This window comes from Streptococcus sp. 22.1 (assembly GCF_016648645.1).
GTDB lineage: Bacteria > Bacillota > Bacilli > Lactobacillales > Streptococcaceae > Streptococcus.
Genome location: NZ_JACLQK010000016.1, coordinates 20,412 through 39,559, shown reverse-complemented (window position 1 = coordinate 39,559; position 19,148 = coordinate 20,412). Strand labels below are relative to the sequence as shown.

The window sequence follows — 19,148 nt, the reverse complement described above, 5'->3', positions numbered from 1 at the left end:
AGATGGACTTACTATTAAATTAAAGTTACAAATGTAACATAAAAAGTTGAGATAATTTTATCTCAACTTTTAGGTTATAACATTACTTTTTTTAAGACTTTCACCCTTGTCAGGTCTAATCAGCTTTATAGTAGAATTGTTTAGCGTCAGATTGTGGTGATGCTGACTGGGTAATCAAAATACGGTCTTTAGTATTATCTGAACCGTCCACAAATCCCTGTACTGTCGGAAGCGTTACTCCCTTAGGAATAAAGACAATCGCTGCTCCGGAAATACCCATTCTTAAACTTGATGTGAGATAGCCATTCTCAAGTTTTCCATTTGTATTTTCAACAACATAATTCTCAGGAGCTGTTAAATTGTCCTTAGAAAAATTCAGACTTAAGCCATTCCCATTCTTCCAAGTCCCTTCGAGGCTTTGGAAGTTATTATCCTTGATAGCATTAACATCCATGCCTGTTTGTTCGGTCTTAGTTTCAGTTTTCGATTCTGTTTTGGCCTCTGATGAGCTTGATGATGACTCTGATGTTTGTGAAGAACTTGAAGATTCTGAGCTTTCAGACGTACCAGCACTAGAGTAATGCTTAAGCAATTCTTGGTAAGCCTCTTGCATGTCGTCTGGTGCCACCTTATAGGTCTGAACAGCCTTCTTATCATAATTGCCCTTCCAGTAGTTAGTCACATAATAAACAGTACCATTAGATCCGAGAACAATTTGGTAAGAATCCTTATCTTGGTCAACCAAATCCTTATAGAGCTTGTTGTAGCCATTATAATTGCCACCAGTTTTATCATCAGCTGAGAAGTCCTTAAAGAGGGCTTTTTGTTCAGCAGCATCGTCTTCATACATAGCATGTTTCTTATCCTTCAAGGTATAAAGACGGAAGGATGATCTTGGGCTATAGTCTGCGGTCTTACCACTATTGTCATTAATCCCTAAAGCAAAGGAATCAACCGTGTTTTTATAATCCTTGAAATCATAGTTTGAGACTTCCTTGCCATTGATGATACCACTCGGAACACCAGTAATATGTTCATAGCCATCCGCATTGATGAGATTTGCAAGGATGGTAATCGTTTGGCTGCTACCTTTTTCCTTAGGTGCCTTAAATGACAGGAAGGTTGGACTACCATCATTGACCTTGGTGATGCTGTCAAAGCTACTTTGAACTAAAACAGCATCCTTGGCATAATCAGACTGATAAAGCCATTTCCCAAAGGCTTCTGTGATAGACTTAATGTCCTCAGTCGAATAGTCTGCAATATAAGTGGTTTCCTTATCACCATTGACATCAGTCTTAGTCTTGATATCTGCATTTGGCTTATTTGGATCGTTAGAAGACGATTCTGAGCTTGCATCACTACCAGAGGATGAACTACTTGATTCCAAAATATCCTTAATAATACTTTTAACTTGGCTACTTGAAGAACTAGACGAAGCCTCGCTAGACTCAACGACTTCAGAGCCTCCCTCAACCTGAGTATAGGTGTCTGATTCAGTCATTTCAACCTTCGCATCTCCTCCAGGTACCATACTTGGTGTGATACGGATAGTACCATCTGAGCTACCGTTAGTTCCAGGCAATTTAAAGCTCAAAGAACGGTCTTCGCCGGCTTGGGCATTAGCCTGATAAGTATCCCCGGTCTCCGTATTTTTGACTTCGTATTTGTCTCCCTTGATCTTACGAACTTCAAAACGCACCTTGTTCCCGGTATTCTTATCAACAACGGTTGTGGCATAGACTCTTGAAGACGATGTAAAAGCCGTGCTCTGAGTGTATTTTCCAAGTACCATGAAGACCAAAAAGACAATCAAGGCTAAACCGATAAACTTTTTATGTTTAAACTGTTTCATGAGGTCCTCCTAGATAAATAGATAGCCAACAACATAGCCAAAGAGGGCAATACAAATCAAGAGCAAGATTTCTAAAACTAAAAACCAGCTAAACTTGAGATCACCCAAACCAACCTTAGACAAAACTTGTCTGAATTTAGAATTTTTCTGTCTGCTCAAGCCACTCGAAAGAGCAAAACCAGTCTTAGCAGCTTCAGCAACTTCCTTATCGCTCGGCTTGCGACCATGCTGCACTTGGAAGTCAATCAGCCATTCATCATATTGTTGCATTTATTTCTCCTTCTTCTGAAGTGTGACGAAAAAGAGTAGGGCGTAAACGAGGCAATGAAGCACCAAGGCCCACCATTGACCCCAGAATTCGCTTGTAGACCCTTGAAAGGCCTCCAACTGGCTCTTAGGGACAGGAACACCGTACTTAGCCAAGCTAGATGGCAAGTCTGACAAGTCACTAGAAATCCCAAAAAGCTTGTGGCCATAACCAAGATAGATAAATTTTTGTACCCAATCAATGGCCTTTGGCAAAGACAGGATAGTTCCCGACAATGAAAATTGCATGATACCCACAACGACTGCTAGGATAACAGAGGTAATCTCAGATTTGCCAACTAAAGCTGAAATAAAGAGGGCAATGAAATGCGAGGCCAAGAAAACCAGGAGCACTGTAATCCCAACTTCCCAACGGTAGGAACCAAAAATATGACCAGCATCTGGAAATTCCTTGTCAAAGAACTTACTAAAGACAGAGTAAGATAGAATAAAGACAATGGTTTCCAAAACAGCAAAGAAAGCGTGAATCCCCATACTAGCCAAGGCAAAGGCCGAACGACTCAAACCTGAGAAAAAGTCACGGTTGAGGACCGAGCGTTCCTTAGAAATATAAATACTGTTTTGAACCACAATCAAGAGACTGGTTGAGAAAAGCAAGAGAAAGAGGGTCATTCGAGTTGTTTCGAAATCTTTCAAAAATCCCTTGTCTTGGATATAGAGGATTAAGCCTTCAAAAGCGACAATGCCCAGAAGAACCTTCACAAAATCCATGTAGTGGTGTTTAAATTTATACCAACTTAATCGTAATGCTGCGTTCATAAGTCTCCCTAAATCTTGTAAATACGTGTTGAAGCATTGAGCTCTTGGTAGACATCTGCGATATTCATATCCATATATTTACGAATCATATAAGGATCGCTAGTCTTGTATTCCAAAAGCAACTCTTCATAGGTTCCTGCAAATGTCGGACGTCCCTTAGACAAGAAGATGATCTTGTCAAAAATAGCCAAATTTTCTGTATTGTGAGTAATAACCACAATAGACTTGTTAGCTGATTTAGCCAAGATTTTCAAGGTACGTAAGAGATTACGATCACTAAGGGCATCCAAACCTGAAGACGGTTCATCAAGAATAAAGTAGGGACTAGGGCTAAGAAGCTCGATACCAATAGAGACACGACGTTTTTGTCCACCAGAAAGCTCTGAGATCTTCTTATTGGCAAATTCCGTCAACCCTAAATCATCCATGATGCCTGCAATGCGATGCTTTTTAGTCAGCTTACCACTCCCTTTCAGATGGTGGTCCGCATAAAAATCAAAGGTCTCAGATACCTTGAGGTACTCACGTAGGAGATTTTGTTGGGGCACATAGGACCAAGAGCGTGAACCAGCAGTCACAGGTTTGCCATTTTCTAAAATACGAAATTGTTGGCAAGTCGGTTTAAGCTGGCCTAGGAGAATCTCTGTTAAAGTTGTTTTCCCTGAACCAGAAGCACCCAAGATACCGACAACTTGGCCAGTCTCCATAGTAACATCCAAATCTGTAAAGAGCTGGTTATCATTTCCCTTATATTTGAAACAGATATGTTCAAATGTTAATTGATTGGTTTCCATTAATATCTCCTAAGACATAAGTAACATCAAAGCCACAATTAGAATGGCTCCGATAATAAGAACGATGACATTGATATTGAAGAAGAGAATCAAGCTTAGTAGAACCACAAAGGCGAAGGCTGCAAAGAGGTAATTTTTAAGAGGTGACTCTTTAGTCTGAGTCACCGCAACAGGTTCAAAAGGGATTTCCTTTTTACCTGATACATTGCTAGTATCAGTGGTCGTCCCCTTCTCAACTTCCAAGGCCTTTCTCTGAGCCTGTCTGAGTTTTCGGTCATATTGTAACTTCTCATGGTCTGAGAAAAAGATTGAGCGAATCGTGTAGAGCTCACTGCGCAAACGCTCACCTTCTTTATCCAAGGTACCATTTGTCCAGAGCTCCTCCAGCTCCTCACGTAAAAAGGAAAGGGCCACGAAACAATCTTGAGCCGACATCTCTGGAGAGATGCGGTTGCTGACCTCTCTTAAATAGGGCACTTCCTGTCCTGTCTCTGTATCAATTGCTTTGTAGTAGTCTATCATGAGATGAATTTAGCAAAAATAGCTTGAAGTTCTGACAAATCTTCCTTAACCACTTCTTGGGTTTGGTTGACTTGTGCATTGACTGAAAAGCGTGCCACAACAGTATTACTTCGAGGATCCGATACTGTCACGGTAACAATTTGTTCTGAGTCAAAGGCATAGGTGACTTGTGCCAAGAGCTCGCCTTTCTGACGAGGTTGTGGCACTTGCCCTTCCACTTGTCCTAAAATCTTCACAGCAAATGGATTCTCGTAATTTCCTTCTGTGATACGAAGCTTGAACTTGCTCTGTCCATCCACGACCGCAAAGAGATCCTTAGTAACAGCCAAAGGCAAGACCGAGTTACGTGGAACCACGACACTATTATAGTAGTCACCCACAAAGCTGTAGTTCTTATTTGGATTTTTCTTGAAGAGCAGACCGATTCCCTGAGAGGTCACATCCTTAACAACTACTCTATCTGTCTCAGTTGTCTTACCATCCTGGTGTTCAGAGAAGCTAACCTCATTATTGACGATAAGGTCAGCCAAAATAGAAGCTCCCTGTGCCACGATAGTGTCTGGATTAAGGTCAAACTTAGGTTCCAAACCACTCATCAAACGAATCATCTGACGAATCATTGGCATACGTGTTGACCCACCCACAAGAAGAATATGGTCAATCTCTTCCCATTTCAAGCCAGATGCTTGAAGGGTAGATTGTACCTTGATTTCAGTATCTTTGAGGAGGTCCAAGGTAATTTCATTGAAAATTGCTTGAGTAATCAAGACACCGTAACCTTGACCATTGACATAGTGCTCATAGAGAGCTTGGTCATTCACAGATAGACTAGTCTTAATCTGCTCAGCCTTATATTGAAGTTGAATTTTTTCCTTCTCGGAAAGGTTAGTCATATTGACTCCTTGTTTTTCCAACTCCTGCATGATGTAGCCCACAAGGCGCTTATCAAAGTCAATCCCACCAAGGCGTGAATTCCCGTCAGTTGCCAAAATATCATAGGCATGATCAGCCACGCGCATGATGGTAACGTCAAAAGTTCCTCCACCAAGGTCGAAGACCAAGACATTTCCTTGAGCATTTTTAGTGTGGGCATAGGCAATGGCCGCAGCTGTAGGCTCATTGATAATACGCAAGACATTAAACCCTGCAATACGACCAGCATTCTTAGTTGCCGCACGTTGATCTGACGTAAAATAGGCGGGTACTGTGATAACAGCATCCTTGATACCATCTGCCTGACCCATTTCCTGACCAACGACATAGGCACGTTTACGAAATTCGTTCAAAACCAAGGCCGAAAGAATAATAGAATTGACACGTGTGTGGTCTGGGGTATCACTAGCAATTGGACGCCCAATATCACGTTTAAAGTCAAATTTAAAGTTTTCTGTACTTCCGATTTCTGTCCCACGTTCAATGGCTTCTTTACCAAAAGACACATGGTTTTGGCCACTAATATTTGAGAAGTAAACCGCTGAACGTAAGACCTGATCGTCATTCGTCCCCATCGGAATAATCTCTGGCACATCTTCACGAACAACAGCCATAACGGAATTCGTTGTTCCTAAATCAATACCAATCGCTTTTTTTCTCATAACAATTTCCCTTCTAGCCTCATTCCTCATTCCTCATTTTGAGTTTTCTTGGCTATAGCTCCAAACAGGCAGCCGCTTAGATTGTCTCCATTCATCGCTGTCACATAAAACTCCAAAAGAGTAAAGTTATTCCAGTCTAGTTTTTTTCACTATACTATATTATCACAAATAAAGAGACTATAAAATAGGAAAAAAGGGAGTAGGACCGAACAACTTTTTAAAAATTGTTCCTTGCCCCACTCCCCTTGAGTATCAATCAATCTGATAGACTGGATGAACTTAGAAATACAGGAGTATTATCCACTTAAAGTGTCATGCTTTATAGCAACTAAGATACTCCTACTTTCTAAAAAAAGCTGAGAGTCTTATCTTAGCTTTCTTTGTTATAGTCAAAGTGGATGACTTGCTTCTTTGCATCTACATACGCGTGGACTCCGAAGGGAACAATGGCTCTTGGAGTTGCGTGTCCGACATTCAGATTATAGACAATTGGGATATTGCTATCAATGATGTCCATTAAAGCTTCCTTATAGTCGTCATAGAAGGTTTCATCCATAGGTTTCCCAACCAGGAGTCCACTGATGACCTCAAATATCCTAGTTTCTTTTAAAGTTTGCAACATTTTTTTGAAATCATCAGGTTCAGGCTTTTCTTCACTTGTTTCTAGCAATAGAATCTTTCCTTCCCAGTCGGATAAGTCAGGGAAAAGTTTGTATTTTTGGCAGAGGTCTGTGCTATCTGCGTGTAGAGAGTTGTCAAAGATATCGTAGAGGGATTCGAGGCAACCGCCGAGAATTTCCCCCTCGAACTGGGCAGTTCCTTGTAACAAGTCAAAACCTGTATTTGCATGGCTGACACGAGGTGTTCCCAAAGCTTTGGGACTAAAATCAGTCCGTTCCTCATACCAAACGTTACTAGGTCGAATTTCTGAGATTTTTCCAGTCTCAATCAATTCTTTAAAGTAGTGGAGGCTATATGGCAACATTTCTTTGTCTAACTCACAAATGTCTGCTAGAAATGATTGACCGTAAAAAGTATTGATTCCTAGTTTATGCAACATGAGGTGGTTCATGGTTGTATCCGAGAAACCGAGAAAAATCTTTGGTTTGATAACCTTTTGTAGTTGGTCATTTTCAAAGAGGTAGGGTAGCAAGCGATAGGTATCGTCCCCACCGATGGCGCATAGAATCATGTCGATGCTATCATCAGAAAAGGCATGAATCAAATCCTCTGCACGAGCTTCAGGGTGTTCTTTGATAAAGTCTAATCCTTTTAGTGAATGGGGCAAAAAGACAGGTTTGAGTCCGAGGTCCTTGAGACGTTGAATACCCAAGTCCACTTCGTGCTTGACAAAGTCTTCACCGATAATCCCACTAGATAAACTTATAATACCAATAGTAGAAACCATGTCTTGTCCCTCCTGAAAATAGATTGAGCCTATCTTATCACAGGAGATGAGATAAAACAATAGGTATTATATTAATCAGAGGTTCCCTCCACTAACTTAATCAATCGCATTCTCACCAACATAAATAATTTCTAAATTACCCAAGGAAACATCACCTTTGATGTAGAAGTCCTTGTTAGTTAAGTTGCTAGGATTTTCCTCATGCTGTACAGCTGAAAGAGAGTTATCCACATTCACATGTACCCGCCAATCACTGGGCACATAGAGGCTAAGACTTCCAAGAGAAACGTCCACATCAAACTGGGCAGATGGCCCCTCAATACGGCAATTATCAAAATAAACGGAAGCCTGTCCTAAACTAACTTCCGCACTCCCATGCGTAAATTGCTGGTCATTGAGATATTTGGTCACTACTGAAAAAGTGACATCAATATCATTTCCACCATTATTAGCGTCTGAACCAGTAGAACCCAGTCCAAAGCGATTCTTTGTTTTACTAGAAGGATTGAAGAGAATGTTCAAGCCAATAACTGCAAGAATGGAAGAAAAGATAAGGACCGAATTAGATACTGGAAGAAAATGGAACTGTCCATTAAGTGAAAATAGAGCCACAATGCCATAGGCGAAACCAAGACCAAAATGTCGCTTCAAAAGACTAGATAGGGACAAAATTGCCAATAAGACTACCCAGGCCAACATCCAAATACTAATTTCCCATTTTATAAAATAGTCTTGTACAATTACCAAAGCTGCCAAAAGGATCAAGAGGATCCCAATTAATTTTTTTCTCATTATCTTACCTCATTTCGTTTAGTCGTTCTTTTAAAACTTGATAGTAGCGTCTTGATACATGGACCTGCTTGTGGGTCTGATAGAAATTCACCGTACTAGTCCCCGAAAAAGACTTCTCTAAAGAATAAATCTGCTTAGCATTAACAATCGTCGATTTGGAAATCCGACAAAAGGCAATCGGGAGCAACTCTTCTAATTCGTAGAGCTTTTGCTTCACCTCATAGGCCTCATCCTTGGTATGTCCAAAAATCTTTTCCCCGTCTGTTTCAAAAAAGAGAATATTTGCCAAATCCAGAAAATATTCGCTTCGATCCTTGTAAAAGGCTAAAGGAACTAACTTTTGCTTTAGAATAGATTCTTGGAGCTGGGCCAATTCCTGTGTTAACCGAGGAGCTCGAATCAAGATTTCAGGCTCATCCATGGATGGGTCCAATTCGATTCTAACTTTCATAATACTCCTTTCCTGTCCTTTTGATGCTTCCATTATAACAACTGCTTTACACAAAACAAGGCCTTTTAGGTAAGTGGCACGGTTTAGCCCCTAAGAGGTAATAACAGACAAACAAAAGAACCTGGCAATTGCCAAGTTCTTCATTTTTTAGTCTGGAGGACTAACCTCCTATTCGTAATCCGTTCAATGCTAACTAACTGAGCAAGCAACTGTTATTTCACAGTATCTTCACGACTTACTTTTTGTGATTCACCGGCCTTACCATTGATACGGTAGTCGCTGTAGTTAGAACCGCTACCGCTAGAATCACTATCATCGTCGCCAACGTATTCCACATTACAAGACCAAGAGATTTTATCTTTGATATCTCCTGATGACTTGAATTTCGAATCATAACCATAGTAGAAATCATAAACTGCAGTGAAGGTCACCTTGAAGGTCTTCTCACCAGTCTGAACGACTTCTGTGACGTCAACGTCCGAGAAAGTAATACTATCAGCGGCACGGTTTTTAGCACCCGTAGTATTTCTATCAATATCAGCCGTTACATCCTTATACATGGTATCATCAGTACCATTAAGGAAAATGTCGGATACACCATCTGGTGTCGTGTTGTGATTAGATGCGTAGCTACCAAATTTACCGTAGGCAGCGGTCAAGAGACGATCTGCCGTATCACGGTCAAGAACACCATCAGCATCAAGAGTAACCGTTTGGCCTTCAGAGATTTTCTTAATAGACAATGTCTCTGTTTTAATAGAGCTACCATCTTCGAAATTCTTCTTAACATAAACAGCTGATGAACCTGCTACTGCTACCTTGTTAACATCTAGTTTCCCTGAGTTAAGGGTTCCAACTTTGGTACCACCAACGTAGAGGTCTCCGTCCTTAAGATTAGACTTAACGGTAAAGCTAAGATACTCTACAGAAAGGTTGACTTCTGTTTTAGAGGTCACATTTTCCTCAGATGAGACCGTGATATCTTGATCATTGACCTTACCAGAAGCCACAAAATTGTAAGTTCCTGGATAGAGATGGTTCAATTTAGCCGTGTAGTTATTGCCATCTGTAGTAGCATAAGAAACTCCGTTAATAGTCACATTCAAATCAGCTGTATTAACGGTTAAATCAACCGTTCCAGGATCTACCACGACTCTCCACTTAGGAAAAATAAGGAACTGACGTCCAACCTTTTGCATACGTTCACCAGACAGGAGTTGGCTCTTGCTATAGGCTTGTGTACTTTTAGTGTCTGTGTACTTGACTTCGGATGTTTTAATTTCCTTTTTAGTATCAGACCATACTTGGTATTCCAAGCTATCTTTAAAACTCTTCTTAGCTGCTGCTTCATAACGCTCTGCTACTTGACCACGTGAGTAGTAATAAGAACCAAAACCGTAACCAGCTAGCGCTAAGACTGCTGCAACAACACCAGCAATAATCAAGATTTTCTTTCCTTTAGCCATGGCTGGCTTGGCTGGTTTCGCTGCCTTACCATCTGAGATAAACTGATGGATGGTTGACACATCATAACCTGAAGACTTACCAAGTAGGAATTCCTCAGGAAGAGGTTGACGTCCAACATAGGTTTTAAAAGCCTTCATCCAGATGGCTTGTGCTTCTTTAGAAGCGGCCTCTGAATTCTCTTCAGTTTGACCTTGATCTGCTTGAGGTACTGGTGAAAGCTCCTCAGTTTCTAAAGGAGTCGTTTCCTCTTCATCACCAAACGGTACATCTTCAAACACTTCCTCGGCAACGTCATACTCATCAACTTCTTCTGTTGGTTCAGAAGGAGTGGCTGCTTGGTCCAAGCCCATTGCCGAAATGCCTTTAATAGCCTTTAAGTCAAAGTCTGCTTTCTGGCCTTCTTCAATCTCCAAAGCATGGGGCGGACGACCAACTGCCTTTTCAAATAAATCAATCCACTTTTCTTTTGTTGCCATAAAGACTCCTATAAACTTGCTTTTTCAAAAATCGTCAGAGGTTTACTTAGAATAGAAGACCTACTGTAAATGATGACATGATAGCAAATACAATTGCAAACAAGATTGACAAAATCACACCATTCAAAAGTGCTGCCAAAATCATTTGATAGAACTTATCAGCCTTCCACGCTGTTGTTACAGGAACAATTGTAAATAGATTAGCAATTGCAAATAAGAAGTAAACAACATAGAACAAGAATCCTGGGAAGGCAACAAGTCCAATAGCTCCCAACAAGATTGTTACAAGCAAGATTGGCAAGGCTAATGATGTCAAGCGACCAAAACGGTCAAAGCTATTCAAGAAAGTAGTCTCAGGGTCACGGAAGATGGCCTTACGTGTCACAAAACCTGCCAAGATAAAGGCAAAGATAAAGAGAAAGGCAGCTAGGATACTTGCGAAGAAGGCTCCAAAACCAATGCTAGATGTATGACTTGAAACTGGAGATGAGTAAGCATCTGTTCCATAAGAACCAAACATACTAGACAATGCATTTGTTGTTGATACAACTGGGCTAATAAATTTACGTGCCACAGCGCTCAAAATTGCAAAGAATGCAAGTCCAGTCAAGAGTGACAAGAAGATGTAGTTAAGCCAACCATTGTGCTTACCATAATCTGTCATGTCAGCTGGACGACTCCATGCATTAAGCAACCATGTCCAATAGTTTTTGAAAGTTGTCGCAAATGCTGATGGTTGTGCTGGAACAACTACAGCTTGGCCATTGATAAATTGAACATTTTGACCTGGTTGAAGAGGTTGACCGTTAGCAAAAGCTGTTTGTTGACCAGCTTGAGCATTGGCAAAACCAGCTTGTGGTTGCGCTGCTTGATTTGGTACTCCTTGTACTGGAGCAGTTTGAGCCCCTGCAAAGGTTGGTTGTGCTTGAGCAGCCTGAGCATTTGCAAAAGGAGCTTGCGGTTGTGCTTCTTGTGCACCAGCGAAAGTCGGTTGTTGTTGCGCCTCTTGTGCACCAGCGAAAGTTGGTTGTGGCTGCGCCTCTTGTGCTGGTGTTTCTTGGGCACTAGCAAAAGCTGGTTGAACTGGCGCTTCTTGTACTGGAGCAGTTTCTACTGCTGGGGCGTCATCTTGGAACTCACCAGCTGCAAGTGCTGCTGCAATTTCTTCTTCAGTCGCTGAACGACCATTGATGGCTTCAAAAAAATCTAACCAATCTGCTTTAGTCATAATAATCTCCTTAAAAATACATAGAATGACTTTATTTTATCACAAATAAAGCCATTAATAAATGTCATTTTTATTAGAAAAAGGTTTGGAGCAAACTGTCCAAACCTTTATAACTTCTTATTTACTTCTTTGTAGAGATTTTTGAATCTGACGATCTAGCTCACGTTTAATGTGTGGTTCTGGTGCAAATCGCGCTTCCCAATCACTTGGTTTAAGAATTTTGTGAGTCACAGGATCAAAGTGAGCTTTGCCATCTGGGAAAATTTTACCCATATTAGCCTCATGAACCGTATCAAAGAAAGGCTTAGGATCCACACCCATAAGGACAAATGAGCCATAGGTCAAGTAAAGCAAGTCAGTCAATGCATCCACCTGACCAACCATAGTTGACTCTGAGTGCTCTTTAGAACTAACTTTAAGCGCTGCCTTGTCAAGAGCAGCATGCAAATCCAGAACAGCCTGACCAAAGACACGCTTGTCCCCACCTGATGAAGCATAGAGGAATTCGACAATTTCTTCCAACTTGAAGTCCGAACGGTGACTAGCTTCCTCAATACCGTAAACACGAGGCATATCGGTAGTTGAGCCATCCATCAAATGGTGGAAATCCTTAACCTTGTTGAAATTGTCATCATCACTGGTAAATGAATTCTCTGTTTCAAAGTGAATCAAACCGTAGTGTGACAAGGCTTTGGCAATCCCATTCTGGTTATTAGTATCAGTGACATGGGTAGCCTGGTCTTTCAGTTCATCTTCACCATTTCCCATGGCAACACCAACGCCGACGCCAGACAGCATTTCTAGATCATTTTCCGAATCCCCAAAGGCCATAACCTCACTGAGTTCGAAACCAAAAACCTCACCTAGATGAGCGATACCTTTCAACTTAGATTGATCCGCTGAAATAATATCGGCTGAGTAAGGACTTGAGCGGGTAATCTTCACATGAGGAAATTTTTCTTCAATATCTTGTGTTTCGCCCACCGTCGCTACCATAACCACCTGATAAATAGGCTCACGCATGATAGTTTTAAGGGTTTCAATGCTTTGTGGCTTGAAACGACGAATCAAAGACTTGAAACTACGCTCCACCATCTTAGCCCAGGACTTAGGGACAATACGACTAACGATTTGCCCAAACTTACTCGTCCCCATACTGATAATATTGGAACCAACAAGACCTGTACTAGTCCCTAGAGAAATCTCTCTACGGTGCTTGGTGGCATAGCGAATCAAGTTGTAGACTGTTGATTTAGGGAGCTGGTTTTGATAAAGGATCTTGTCGTGAGTCAAAATATACTGACCGTTATAAGTGACTGCAAAATCCAGACCCAGATTGTCCATGAAAGGCTGGACAAATCCTGGACCACGACCTGTTGCCAAACCAACTAAGATACCATCTTCCTTCATTTGACTGATGGCTTTTTTGGTTGAACTAGACACGCGTTTTCGGTCATTTAGAAAAGTCCCATCAATATCAAAAAAGACTGCTTTAATGGCCACAGAGCTCCCCTCCTTCTAACATTTTATGCTAAAATAAATTATAACATAAATATGATAGTGAGTAGTATAAATGATAAAAAAAATCCTAGTCCTTCACACTGGAGGGACCATTTCCATGTCAGCGGATAATGATGGCAGGGTCAGCCAAAACGCTGATAATCCCATGAACCATGTGGGACTTGATTTAGATAATTTAGAACTAACCGTACTCGATTTTCTTAATATCCCAAGCCCACATATCACACCCTACCACATGCTGGATATTTACAAAAAAATCAAGGAAACAACTGGTCAATATGATGGTGTGGTCATCACTCATGGGACAGATACCCTGGAAGAAACAGCCTACTTCCTAGATACCATGGCCGTCCCTGAGATTCCAATCGTTCTAACTGGTGCCATGCGTTCGTCAAACGAGCTAGGAAGCGACGGTGTCTATAACTATCTATCAGCCCTACGTGTTGCCAGTGATGACAAGGCCGCTGACAAAGGAATCCTGGTCGTGATGAATGATGAAATCCATGCAGCCAAGTATGTGACTAAGACCCATACCACAAACGTGGCAACCTTCCACACACCAACCCATGGTCCACTAGGCATCATCATGAAGCATGATATCCTCTGGTTCAAAACTGCTGAGCCTCGTGTTCGCTTTGATTTGGAACAAATTACAGGAACAGTACCAATCATAAAAGCCTATGCAGGGATGGGTATTGGAGATGGTATCATCAGTCTCCTGGATCCTGAGAAGATTGACGGTGTCGTCATCGAAGCCCTGGGTGCTGGAAACCTCCCACCACTAGCTGCAGGAGAAATCACAAAGCTTATGGACAAAGGAGTCCCTGTTGTGCTCGTCTCCCGCTGTTTCAACGGTATCGCCGAACCTGTCTACGCCTATGAAGGGGGTGGGGTCAAACTCCAAGAAGCTGGCGTTATGTTTGTTAAAGAACTCAATGCACCAAAAGCTCGCCTCAAACTCCTCATTGCACTTAGTGCAGGACTAAAAGGCCAAGAATTGAAAGATTATATCGAGGGATAAGACATGAAACTTAGCATTGAAGCAACCGATAAATTGGAAAATAAAGATTTCCACTATGAACTAACCATCTCAAAAACACATATCGCCATGGTCTGTGGTACCGTGCTAGCCAGTCTAGCGCTAGTCGCATGGTTGAAGAAAAAATAAAAAGCTTGAAGCATGGTCACCAGAAAGGTGACTGAACTGCTTCAGGCTTTTAGTTTTCTTCGTCAGGTCTATATTCAAGAATATCTCCTGGTTGGCAATCTAACTCCTTACAAATGGCATCCAGAGTCGTAAAACGGATTGCCTTGGCCTTGCCTGTCTTAAGAACCGAGAGATTGGCTGGGGTAATACCAATCCGTTCTGCCAGCTCACCCGAGCGCATCTTCTTCTTGGCAAGTTCAACGTCCAAATTGACAATAATCATAAGCCCCTCCTAAATCGTATACTCATTTTCCTCAGCAATGGCATTAGCCTTAGTCAAAATCATAGCGACAGCATAGAGGACAAAGCTAACTAGCAAATAACTGATGTTAAAGAAACTATAACTCTGGTTGCCTGTTCCAAACGTAAAAATACCATTATTGATAAAGGTCCCAAGGACTAGCAAATGCGCTGACCAACGAACCAACTTAGCATTTTTAGCGATGAAAATATCAGAACGATAAAGGTTAATCAGAAAGGCACGTAGGCACAACAAGAAACCTATGTTGACTACCATACGAAGGAAATCAATGATTGCTGTAAAAATTGTCAGACTAGGGCCCTTGCTTGTTACAGTAACTCCTGAGCCGAGAAGCATACGCAAACCTTGTTGTAAGAGTCCTTCATGACCGCTCAAGATAAAGGCATCATTAAGAATGGTAATAACAAGACTTAAAAAGCCCGCAAAAAGGAGGACATTAACGAACAGGAGAACACTACGCAGACGTTTTTGTTCTTGTGTCTCCTGACGATTTTTAGCACTTTTGGCAGATCTCCAACCATAATAACTAGAGCCAGCCAAGGCTAGGATGATTAAAAAATAAAATAAGATAGTTGTCATGTGTTACCTCGATTGTAAATTCATTTGATTTCTTTGAGCATAGACTAGAAAAAGCCAAGGTGCCTCTAGGAGGCCTTGACCTCATTCTAAATCATTAGCTAACTATTAACAGTATCAATTATATCGAATATCAATATAAAATACTAGTTTATAGATAAGATTTTATTACTTTTCAACTAAGATACATTCAATTATTTGACAGCTGTTTGTCCCTTACGAAGACGAACAGCATCACAAGCTAGAGAGACCAAGAGGAGCCAGACTGATGTGCTGAAGTCCACTACAAGGTGATTAGTCGTTCCCAACTGTAAGAAGATATTCAAGGCTGATGGCACAAAGGTTAGAAGAGCAGCCTTTTTCAAGAAGAGAGAAAAATCTTCTGTCCAAAATGCCTTCCAAGTAAAGTCTTTAAACTCTTTACGAAGGAGACAAATCAAGGCAAGATAGAAGGCAAATTGTAACTCTGATACAAGCCAGTAACCCCATCCAGAAAGGTAATGAACCTCAGCACCTGGGAAAAGATTAGTCACATCAACAAAAGGAAGGATAAGTAAAGCAAGCATTGCAAGACCGTAGATTGCCATAAGAAGAATAAGAACTGCGTTGATGATTGATTTAAGTGTTTTCATGATAAGTATTTCCTTTATTAAATAGTTTTTGGTATATAATTTCTCTTTTTCGCGAATAAGATTATCTTTATCGAAAACTTATTATCGTTTATCGATAATTATATATTACACTCTTTATTTCTCCTTGTCAACACATTTTTATCGTTTTTCGATATTTTTTATCTAAAATTCAAAAAATAAAAACCAGTCAAGAAAATCTCAACTGGTTAGCTTACTTATGTTAATCGCCTAGACTGGTCATGCTTCCGTCTAGACTTTTTATGAGTTTAAGAAGAGGGATTCTACGTTATGAAAAAAAGGAAAAAAGGGATTTTGGAAAATGAGGGATGAAAGTTGTAGAATATGGGTAAATTTAGCCTCTTCCTAGCATCAATACTAGTTTTGATAAACCTTAAAGTCTTGAGGATGCTTCTGGAAATTTCGGTTGTAGGTTACTTTAATTTTTACTGTCATTGTTTTGTCCTCCTTCGTAGGAATGGTTTGGCTAAGCCAAAACGTTTTATTATCAAAACCTATCTCGTTTTGATGGTTTTATTATAGGTGTCCTAACTTAAAGAAAGCTTGTAATAAGCTTGAAGGAAACTTAAAACTCTCAGTAAGTTTACTGAGAGTTTTTCTGTCTAAAGCATGGATAAAAGATTCCCCAAGACCAGAGCCACCCAAACGGCATAGCGAATTGTCGCATGATAGCGGTAACTTTCAATAACCTTGGGTAGCTTTGTAAAGAGATAGGCAATGTAAGCAACTATGGAAAGAAAATACCCTTTAAAATTCCAGGACGAGCCTAAGATACTAAAATCTTCGAATAGGGGCACAAGCATCAGTACAGCCGTAAGCATACACCAGACCGGCAAAAGCGTCCTTTCCTTTTGATGCTGTATATGTATAATCAGCTGAGCTATAAAACCCGCGACGTACATAATCAGTAATATCGAACAAGCTAGAGAGATAAGAAGTGAATAAAAATATAGGGTATGAAAGTCCGTCTTTCCTTCTATCAGCTTTGCCAATTCGGTAATAAACCAAATCAAGATGAAGGCGAAAAAATAAAACAGGAGACCTAACATCATAAGAAATAAGGGATGCAAGATAGCAAAAAAATCGATTTTTAACCGTTTCTTTTTCATGGGTTCCCTCCTCAATCAAACTCGCCTTGGCTTCTCAAATGAGCTCCTAGCACCTGCCAATCAGGATTCTCGCGCCAGTTAGGGTCAGATACAATTTGGCTGGCCACACGCCTTGCTTCTTCTAGGATATTATAGTCTTCCACAATATCAGCCACTTGAAATTCAGGAATTCCTGACTGACGTGTTCCAAAGATTTCTCCTGAACCACGCATTTTAAGGTCCTCTTCTGCTAGAACAAAACCATCCGTAGTCTCACACATGGCCTGCATGCGTTTTTTCCCGGTATCATTTTTAGGATTAGCCACTAAAACACAGTAGGACTGCTTATGGCCACGACCTACACGTCCACGAAGTTGGTGAAGCTGGCTAAGTCCAAAGCGGTCGGCATCCATAATGACCATAACCGTAGCATTTGGCACGTTAACCCCCACTTCGATAACTGTAGTTGATACTAAAATCTGAGATTTTTTATCCTTGAAATCTTGCATAATTTGGTCTTTTTCATCATTTTTCATGCGACCGTGCATCAGAGCTACTGTAGCTGAATCACCAAAGAAATCTGTGAGTTCCTGATGAAGGGCCACCGCATTTTTCAAATCGAGAGCCTCAGACTCTTCAATCAGAGGTGAAATAAAATAGACCTGAGCATCTTTGTCCAACTCGCCCTTGATCCAAGTCAGTACGGTATCTAGTTGCTCATGTTTAACCCAACGGGTAATAATGGGCTTACGTCCAGCCGGCATCTGGTCAATGATTGACACATCCATCTCTCCAAAGGCAGTGATCGCCAAGGTCCTAGGGATAGGTGTCGCTGTCATCATAAGGACATCAGGATTGTCACCTTTCTCACGGAAAATACGACGTTGATTAACCCCAAAACGGTGCTGTTCATCAGTAATGACTAGCCCAAGCCTGTGATAAGTCACAGCATCCTGAATCAGTGAGTGAGTCCCCACGATCATCTGAGCCTCCCCAGATTCGATTTTGGAAAGAGCTACTTTTTTGTCCGCCGCCTTCATCCCAGAAGTTAGGAGCACTACCTCTAGCTCAGGAAAAAGCCCCTGTAAACTTTGATAGTGCTGCTCTGCTAAGATTTCCGTCGGTACCATGAGGGCAGACTGCAAGCCTGCCGTATAGGCTCCATACATGGCAAGGCTAGCGATAACTGTTTTCCCTGAGCCCACATCTCCTTGTAAGAGACGGTTCATATGAGCCCCAGATTTCATATCAGCTAGGATTTCCGATAAACTGCGCTGTTGGGCTTCTGTCAAGGGAAATGGTAATTCTGCAATTTTGTCTTTGATTTTAGCTTCATCGTAAGCAATTGCTAGACCATTGGTTTCGGACTTATTCTCAGCCTTCAGTACCTGTAAATTCATCTGGAAATAAAAGAGCTCCTCAAACTTGGTCCTACGTAGAGCCTGCTTATATTCAGCCAAATCTTTCGGAAAATGCATGGCACGCACAGCCTCTTGGCGTCCCATGAGACGATACTTGTCCATAAGCACCTGTGGGAGACTCTCCTCCAACAAATTCAAGGCCCCACTATCAAAAGCTGCCTTTATAGCCTTTATCAGCTGGGCCTGACTAACACCCTGGGCCACATGATAGACTGGCTGCATATCGTCCTCAACTTGAGCCAAGACTTTCATGCCAGTCACTGCAGACTTCTTCTGGTCCCATTTGCCAAAAATAGCCACTTCTGCCCCCATCTCAATCTTGTCTACAAGATAAGGCTGGTTGAAGAAACTAATGGCAATCACTGCTTCTCCTTGCTTGATTTTAAAACTCAGACGATTACGTTTAAAGCCATAATATTGCACATTAGCAGGGGTCACCACCGTTCCCGTAATAACAGCCTTTTCGCCATCCATCAGTTCAAAGATAGACTTACTCTTAAAATCTTCATATCGGAAAGGAAAATAAAGCAAGAGGTCCCCAACCGTGTGCAAATCTAATTTGGTAAATTTTTCAGCGGACTTAGGACCAAAACCTTTCAAATCCGCAATTGGTGAATCTAGTCGAATCATATCCTCTATCATTTCTATCGTGTTCTTCTCCTCGTGAAAGAGGAAGCCTTATCAGCTATTATAACACATGAAAATGGTCTTCACTAAAATCAAAAAATCCAGTATCAAACTGGATTTCT

The 19,148-nt window shown here is 41.2% G+C and carries 19 protein-coding genes; 2 read left to right on the top strand and 17 right to left on the bottom strand.

What is annotated here, in order from left to right; all coding sequences use genetic code 11:
• Positions 1–115: 115 nt before the first annotated feature.
• From H7U04_RS08245 to H7U04_RS08190, 12 genes are all read right to left on the bottom strand, one after another.
• The gene (locus tag H7U04_RS08245; protein ID WP_201059651.1) at positions 116–1,855 is read right to left on the bottom strand and encodes a DUF6287 domain-containing protein; all 1,740 of its coding nucleotides are present in this window, start codon (positions 1,853–1,855) and stop codon (positions 116–118) included.
• Positions 1,856–1,864: 9 nt separating this feature from the next.
• Positions 1,865–2,125, bottom strand: coding sequence for a hypothetical protein (locus tag H7U04_RS08240; RefSeq protein WP_002884593.1), 261 nt, complete (start codon positions 2,123–2,125; stop codon positions 1,865–1,867).
• Positions 2,126–2,941: an ABC transporter permease gene (locus H7U04_RS08235; RefSeq protein WP_201059649.1), complete on the bottom strand. Its 816-nt coding sequence runs from the start codon at positions 2,939–2,941 to the stop codon at positions 2,126–2,128.
• Positions 2,942–2,949: 8 nt separating this feature from the next.
• Entirely contained in the window at positions 2,950–3,735 is a 786-nt protein-coding gene (locus tag H7U04_RS08230; RefSeq protein WP_002891779.1) for an ATP-binding cassette domain-containing protein, read from the bottom strand.
• Positions 3,736–3,744: 9 nt separating this feature from the next.
• On the bottom strand, positions 3,745–4,257 hold the full coding sequence (locus H7U04_RS08225) for a hypothetical protein (RefSeq protein ID WP_201059647.1): 513 nt from the start codon (positions 4,255–4,257) through the stop codon (positions 3,745–3,747).
• Positions 4,254–5,852: an Hsp70 family protein gene (locus H7U04_RS08220; RefSeq protein WP_022495864.1), complete on the bottom strand. Its 1,599-nt coding sequence runs from the start codon at positions 5,850–5,852 to the stop codon at positions 4,254–4,256. Before H7U04_RS08220 ends, H7U04_RS08225 begins: the two co-directional genes overlap by 4 nt.
• Positions 5,853–6,222: 370 nt before the next feature.
• A complete protein-coding gene (locus H7U04_RS08215; RefSeq protein ID WP_060972532.1) occupies positions 6,223–7,260 on the bottom strand; it encodes a S66 peptidase family protein in 1,038 nt (345 codons plus the stop codon).
• 96 nt (positions 7,261–7,356) lie between these two features.
• Positions 7,357–8,052, bottom strand: a complete 696-nt coding sequence (locus H7U04_RS08210; protein ID WP_060972531.1) for a hypothetical protein — start codon at positions 8,050–8,052, stop codon at positions 7,357–7,359.
• 4 nt (positions 8,053–8,056) lie between these two features.
• Complete coding sequence (locus H7U04_RS08205) at positions 8,057–8,503, bottom strand: LytTR family DNA-binding domain-containing protein (RefSeq protein ID WP_037598460.1); 447 nt, start codon at positions 8,501–8,503, stop codon at positions 8,057–8,059.
• Between the two features lie 212 nt (positions 8,504–8,715).
• Entirely contained in the window at positions 8,716–10,446 is a 1,731-nt protein-coding gene (locus H7U04_RS08200) for a zinc ribbon domain-containing protein (protein ID WP_201059645.1), read from the bottom strand.
• A 46-nt stretch (positions 10,447–10,492) separates the two neighbouring features.
• A complete protein-coding gene (locus tag H7U04_RS08195; RefSeq protein WP_201059643.1) occupies positions 10,493–11,674 on the bottom strand; it encodes a DUF6574 domain-containing protein in 1,182 nt (393 codons plus the stop codon).
• A 117-nt stretch (positions 11,675–11,791) separates the two neighbouring features.
• Positions 11,792–13,177 (bottom strand): Cof-type HAD-IIB family hydrolase, encoded by a 1,386-nt coding sequence (locus tag H7U04_RS08190; RefSeq protein ID WP_049545361.1) that lies wholly within the window; start codon positions 13,175–13,177, stop codon positions 11,792–11,794.
• Positions 13,178–13,250: 73 nt separating this feature from the next.
• Between H7U04_RS08190 and H7U04_RS08185 the strand changes: the two genes are divergently transcribed.
• Positions 13,251–14,216, top strand: coding sequence for an asparaginase (locus H7U04_RS08185; protein WP_201059658.1), 966 nt, complete (start codon positions 13,251–13,253; stop codon positions 14,214–14,216).
• Positions 14,217–14,219: 3 nt separating this feature from the next.
• Positions 14,220–14,363 (top strand): hypothetical protein, encoded by a 144-nt coding sequence (locus H7U04_RS08180; protein WP_171966960.1) that lies wholly within the window; start codon positions 14,220–14,222, stop codon positions 14,361–14,363.
• Positions 14,364–14,412: 49 nt separating this feature from the next.
• Here the strand turns inward: H7U04_RS08180 and H7U04_RS08175 are convergent, their stop codons facing one another.
• The 5 genes from H7U04_RS08175 to recG form a co-directional block, all read right to left on the bottom strand.
• Positions 14,413–14,625 carry a helix-turn-helix domain-containing protein gene (locus H7U04_RS08175; protein WP_002884695.1) on the bottom strand — a complete coding sequence of 71 codons (213 nt, stop codon included), beginning with the start codon at positions 14,623–14,625 and terminating at the stop codon, positions 14,413–14,415.
• Positions 14,626–14,634: 9 nt separating this feature from the next.
• Entirely contained in the window at positions 14,635–15,243 is a 609-nt protein-coding gene (locus tag H7U04_RS08170) for a DUF2975 domain-containing protein (protein ID WP_110981089.1), read from the bottom strand.
• 191 nt (positions 15,244–15,434) lie between these two features.
• The gene (locus H7U04_RS08165; protein WP_060971687.1) at positions 15,435–15,872 is read right to left on the bottom strand and encodes a hypothetical protein; all 438 of its coding nucleotides are present in this window, start codon (positions 15,870–15,872) and stop codon (positions 15,435–15,437) included.
• A 620-nt stretch (positions 15,873–16,492) separates the two neighbouring features.
• Positions 16,493–16,999, bottom strand: coding sequence for a hypothetical protein (locus H7U04_RS08160; RefSeq protein WP_080610880.1), 507 nt, complete (start codon positions 16,997–16,999; stop codon positions 16,493–16,495).
• An 11-nt stretch (positions 17,000–17,010) separates the two neighbouring features.
• Positions 17,011–19,041 carry an ATP-dependent DNA helicase RecG gene (gene recG, locus H7U04_RS08155; protein ID WP_257056747.1) on the bottom strand — a complete coding sequence of 677 codons (2,031 nt, stop codon included), beginning with the start codon at positions 19,039–19,041 and terminating at the stop codon, positions 17,011–17,013.
• Between the last annotated feature and the right edge of the window lie 107 nt (positions 19,042–19,148).

What these genes read in the sequence shown, in the direction of transcription:
- H7U04_RS08215 (WP_060972532.1), bottom strand. Translation starts at nt 7,260, where the DNA reads ATGGTTTCTACTATTGGTATTATAAGTTTATCTAGTGGGATTATCGGT.
- H7U04_RS08210 (WP_060972531.1), bottom strand. Translation starts at nt 8,052, where the DNA reads ATGAGAAAAAAATTAATTGGGATCCTCTTGATCCTTTTGGCAGCTTTG.
- H7U04_RS08245 (WP_201059651.1), bottom strand. Translation starts at nt 1,855, where the DNA reads ATGAAACAGTTTAAACATAAAAAGTTTATCGGTTTAGCCTTGATTGTC.
- recG (WP_257056747.1), bottom strand. Translation starts at nt 19,041, where the DNA reads ATGATAGAGGATATGATTCGACTAGATTCACCAATTGCGGATTTGAAA.
- H7U04_RS08230 (WP_002891779.1), bottom strand. Translation starts at nt 3,735, where the DNA reads ATGGAAACCAATCAATTAACATTTGAACATATCTGTTTCAAATATAAG.
- H7U04_RS08180 (WP_171966960.1), top strand. Translation starts at nt 14,220, where the DNA reads ATGAAACTTAGCATTGAAGCAACCGATAAATTGGAAAATAAAGATTTC.
- H7U04_RS08200 (WP_201059645.1), bottom strand. Translation starts at nt 10,446, where the DNA reads ATGGCAACAAAAGAAAAGTGGATTGATTTATTTGAAAAGGCAGTTGGT.
- H7U04_RS08235 (WP_201059649.1), bottom strand. Translation starts at nt 2,941, where the DNA reads ATGAACGCAGCATTACGATTAAGTTGGTATAAATTTAAACACCACTAC.
- H7U04_RS08160 (WP_080610880.1), bottom strand. Translation starts at nt 16,999, where the DNA reads ATGAAAAAGAAACGGTTAAAAATCGATTTTTTTGCTATCTTGCATCCC.
- H7U04_RS08165 (WP_060971687.1), bottom strand. Translation starts at nt 15,872, where the DNA reads ATGAAAACACTTAAATCAATCATCAACGCAGTTCTTATTCTTCTTATG.
- H7U04_RS08205 (WP_037598460.1), bottom strand. Translation starts at nt 8,503, where the DNA reads ATGAAAGTTAGAATCGAATTGGACCCATCCATGGATGAGCCTGAAATC.
- H7U04_RS08195 (WP_201059643.1), bottom strand. Translation starts at nt 11,674, where the DNA reads ATGACTAAAGCAGATTGGTTAGATTTTTTTGAAGCCATCAATGGTCGT.
- H7U04_RS08220 (WP_022495864.1), bottom strand. Translation starts at nt 5,852, where the DNA reads ATGAGAAAAAAAGCGATTGGTATTGATTTAGGAACAACGAATTCCGTT.
- H7U04_RS08240 (WP_002884593.1), bottom strand. Translation starts at nt 2,125, where the DNA reads ATGCAACAATATGATGAATGGCTGATTGACTTCCAAGTGCAGCATGGT.
- H7U04_RS08170 (WP_110981089.1), bottom strand. Translation starts at nt 15,243, where the DNA reads ATGACAACTATCTTATTTTATTTTTTAATCATCCTAGCCTTGGCTGGC.
- H7U04_RS08175 (WP_002884695.1), bottom strand. Translation starts at nt 14,625, where the DNA reads ATGATTATTGTCAATTTGGACGTTGAACTTGCCAAGAAGAAGATGCGC.
- H7U04_RS08225 (WP_201059647.1), bottom strand. Translation starts at nt 4,257, where the DNA reads ATGATAGACTACTACAAAGCAATTGATACAGAGACAGGACAGGAAGTG.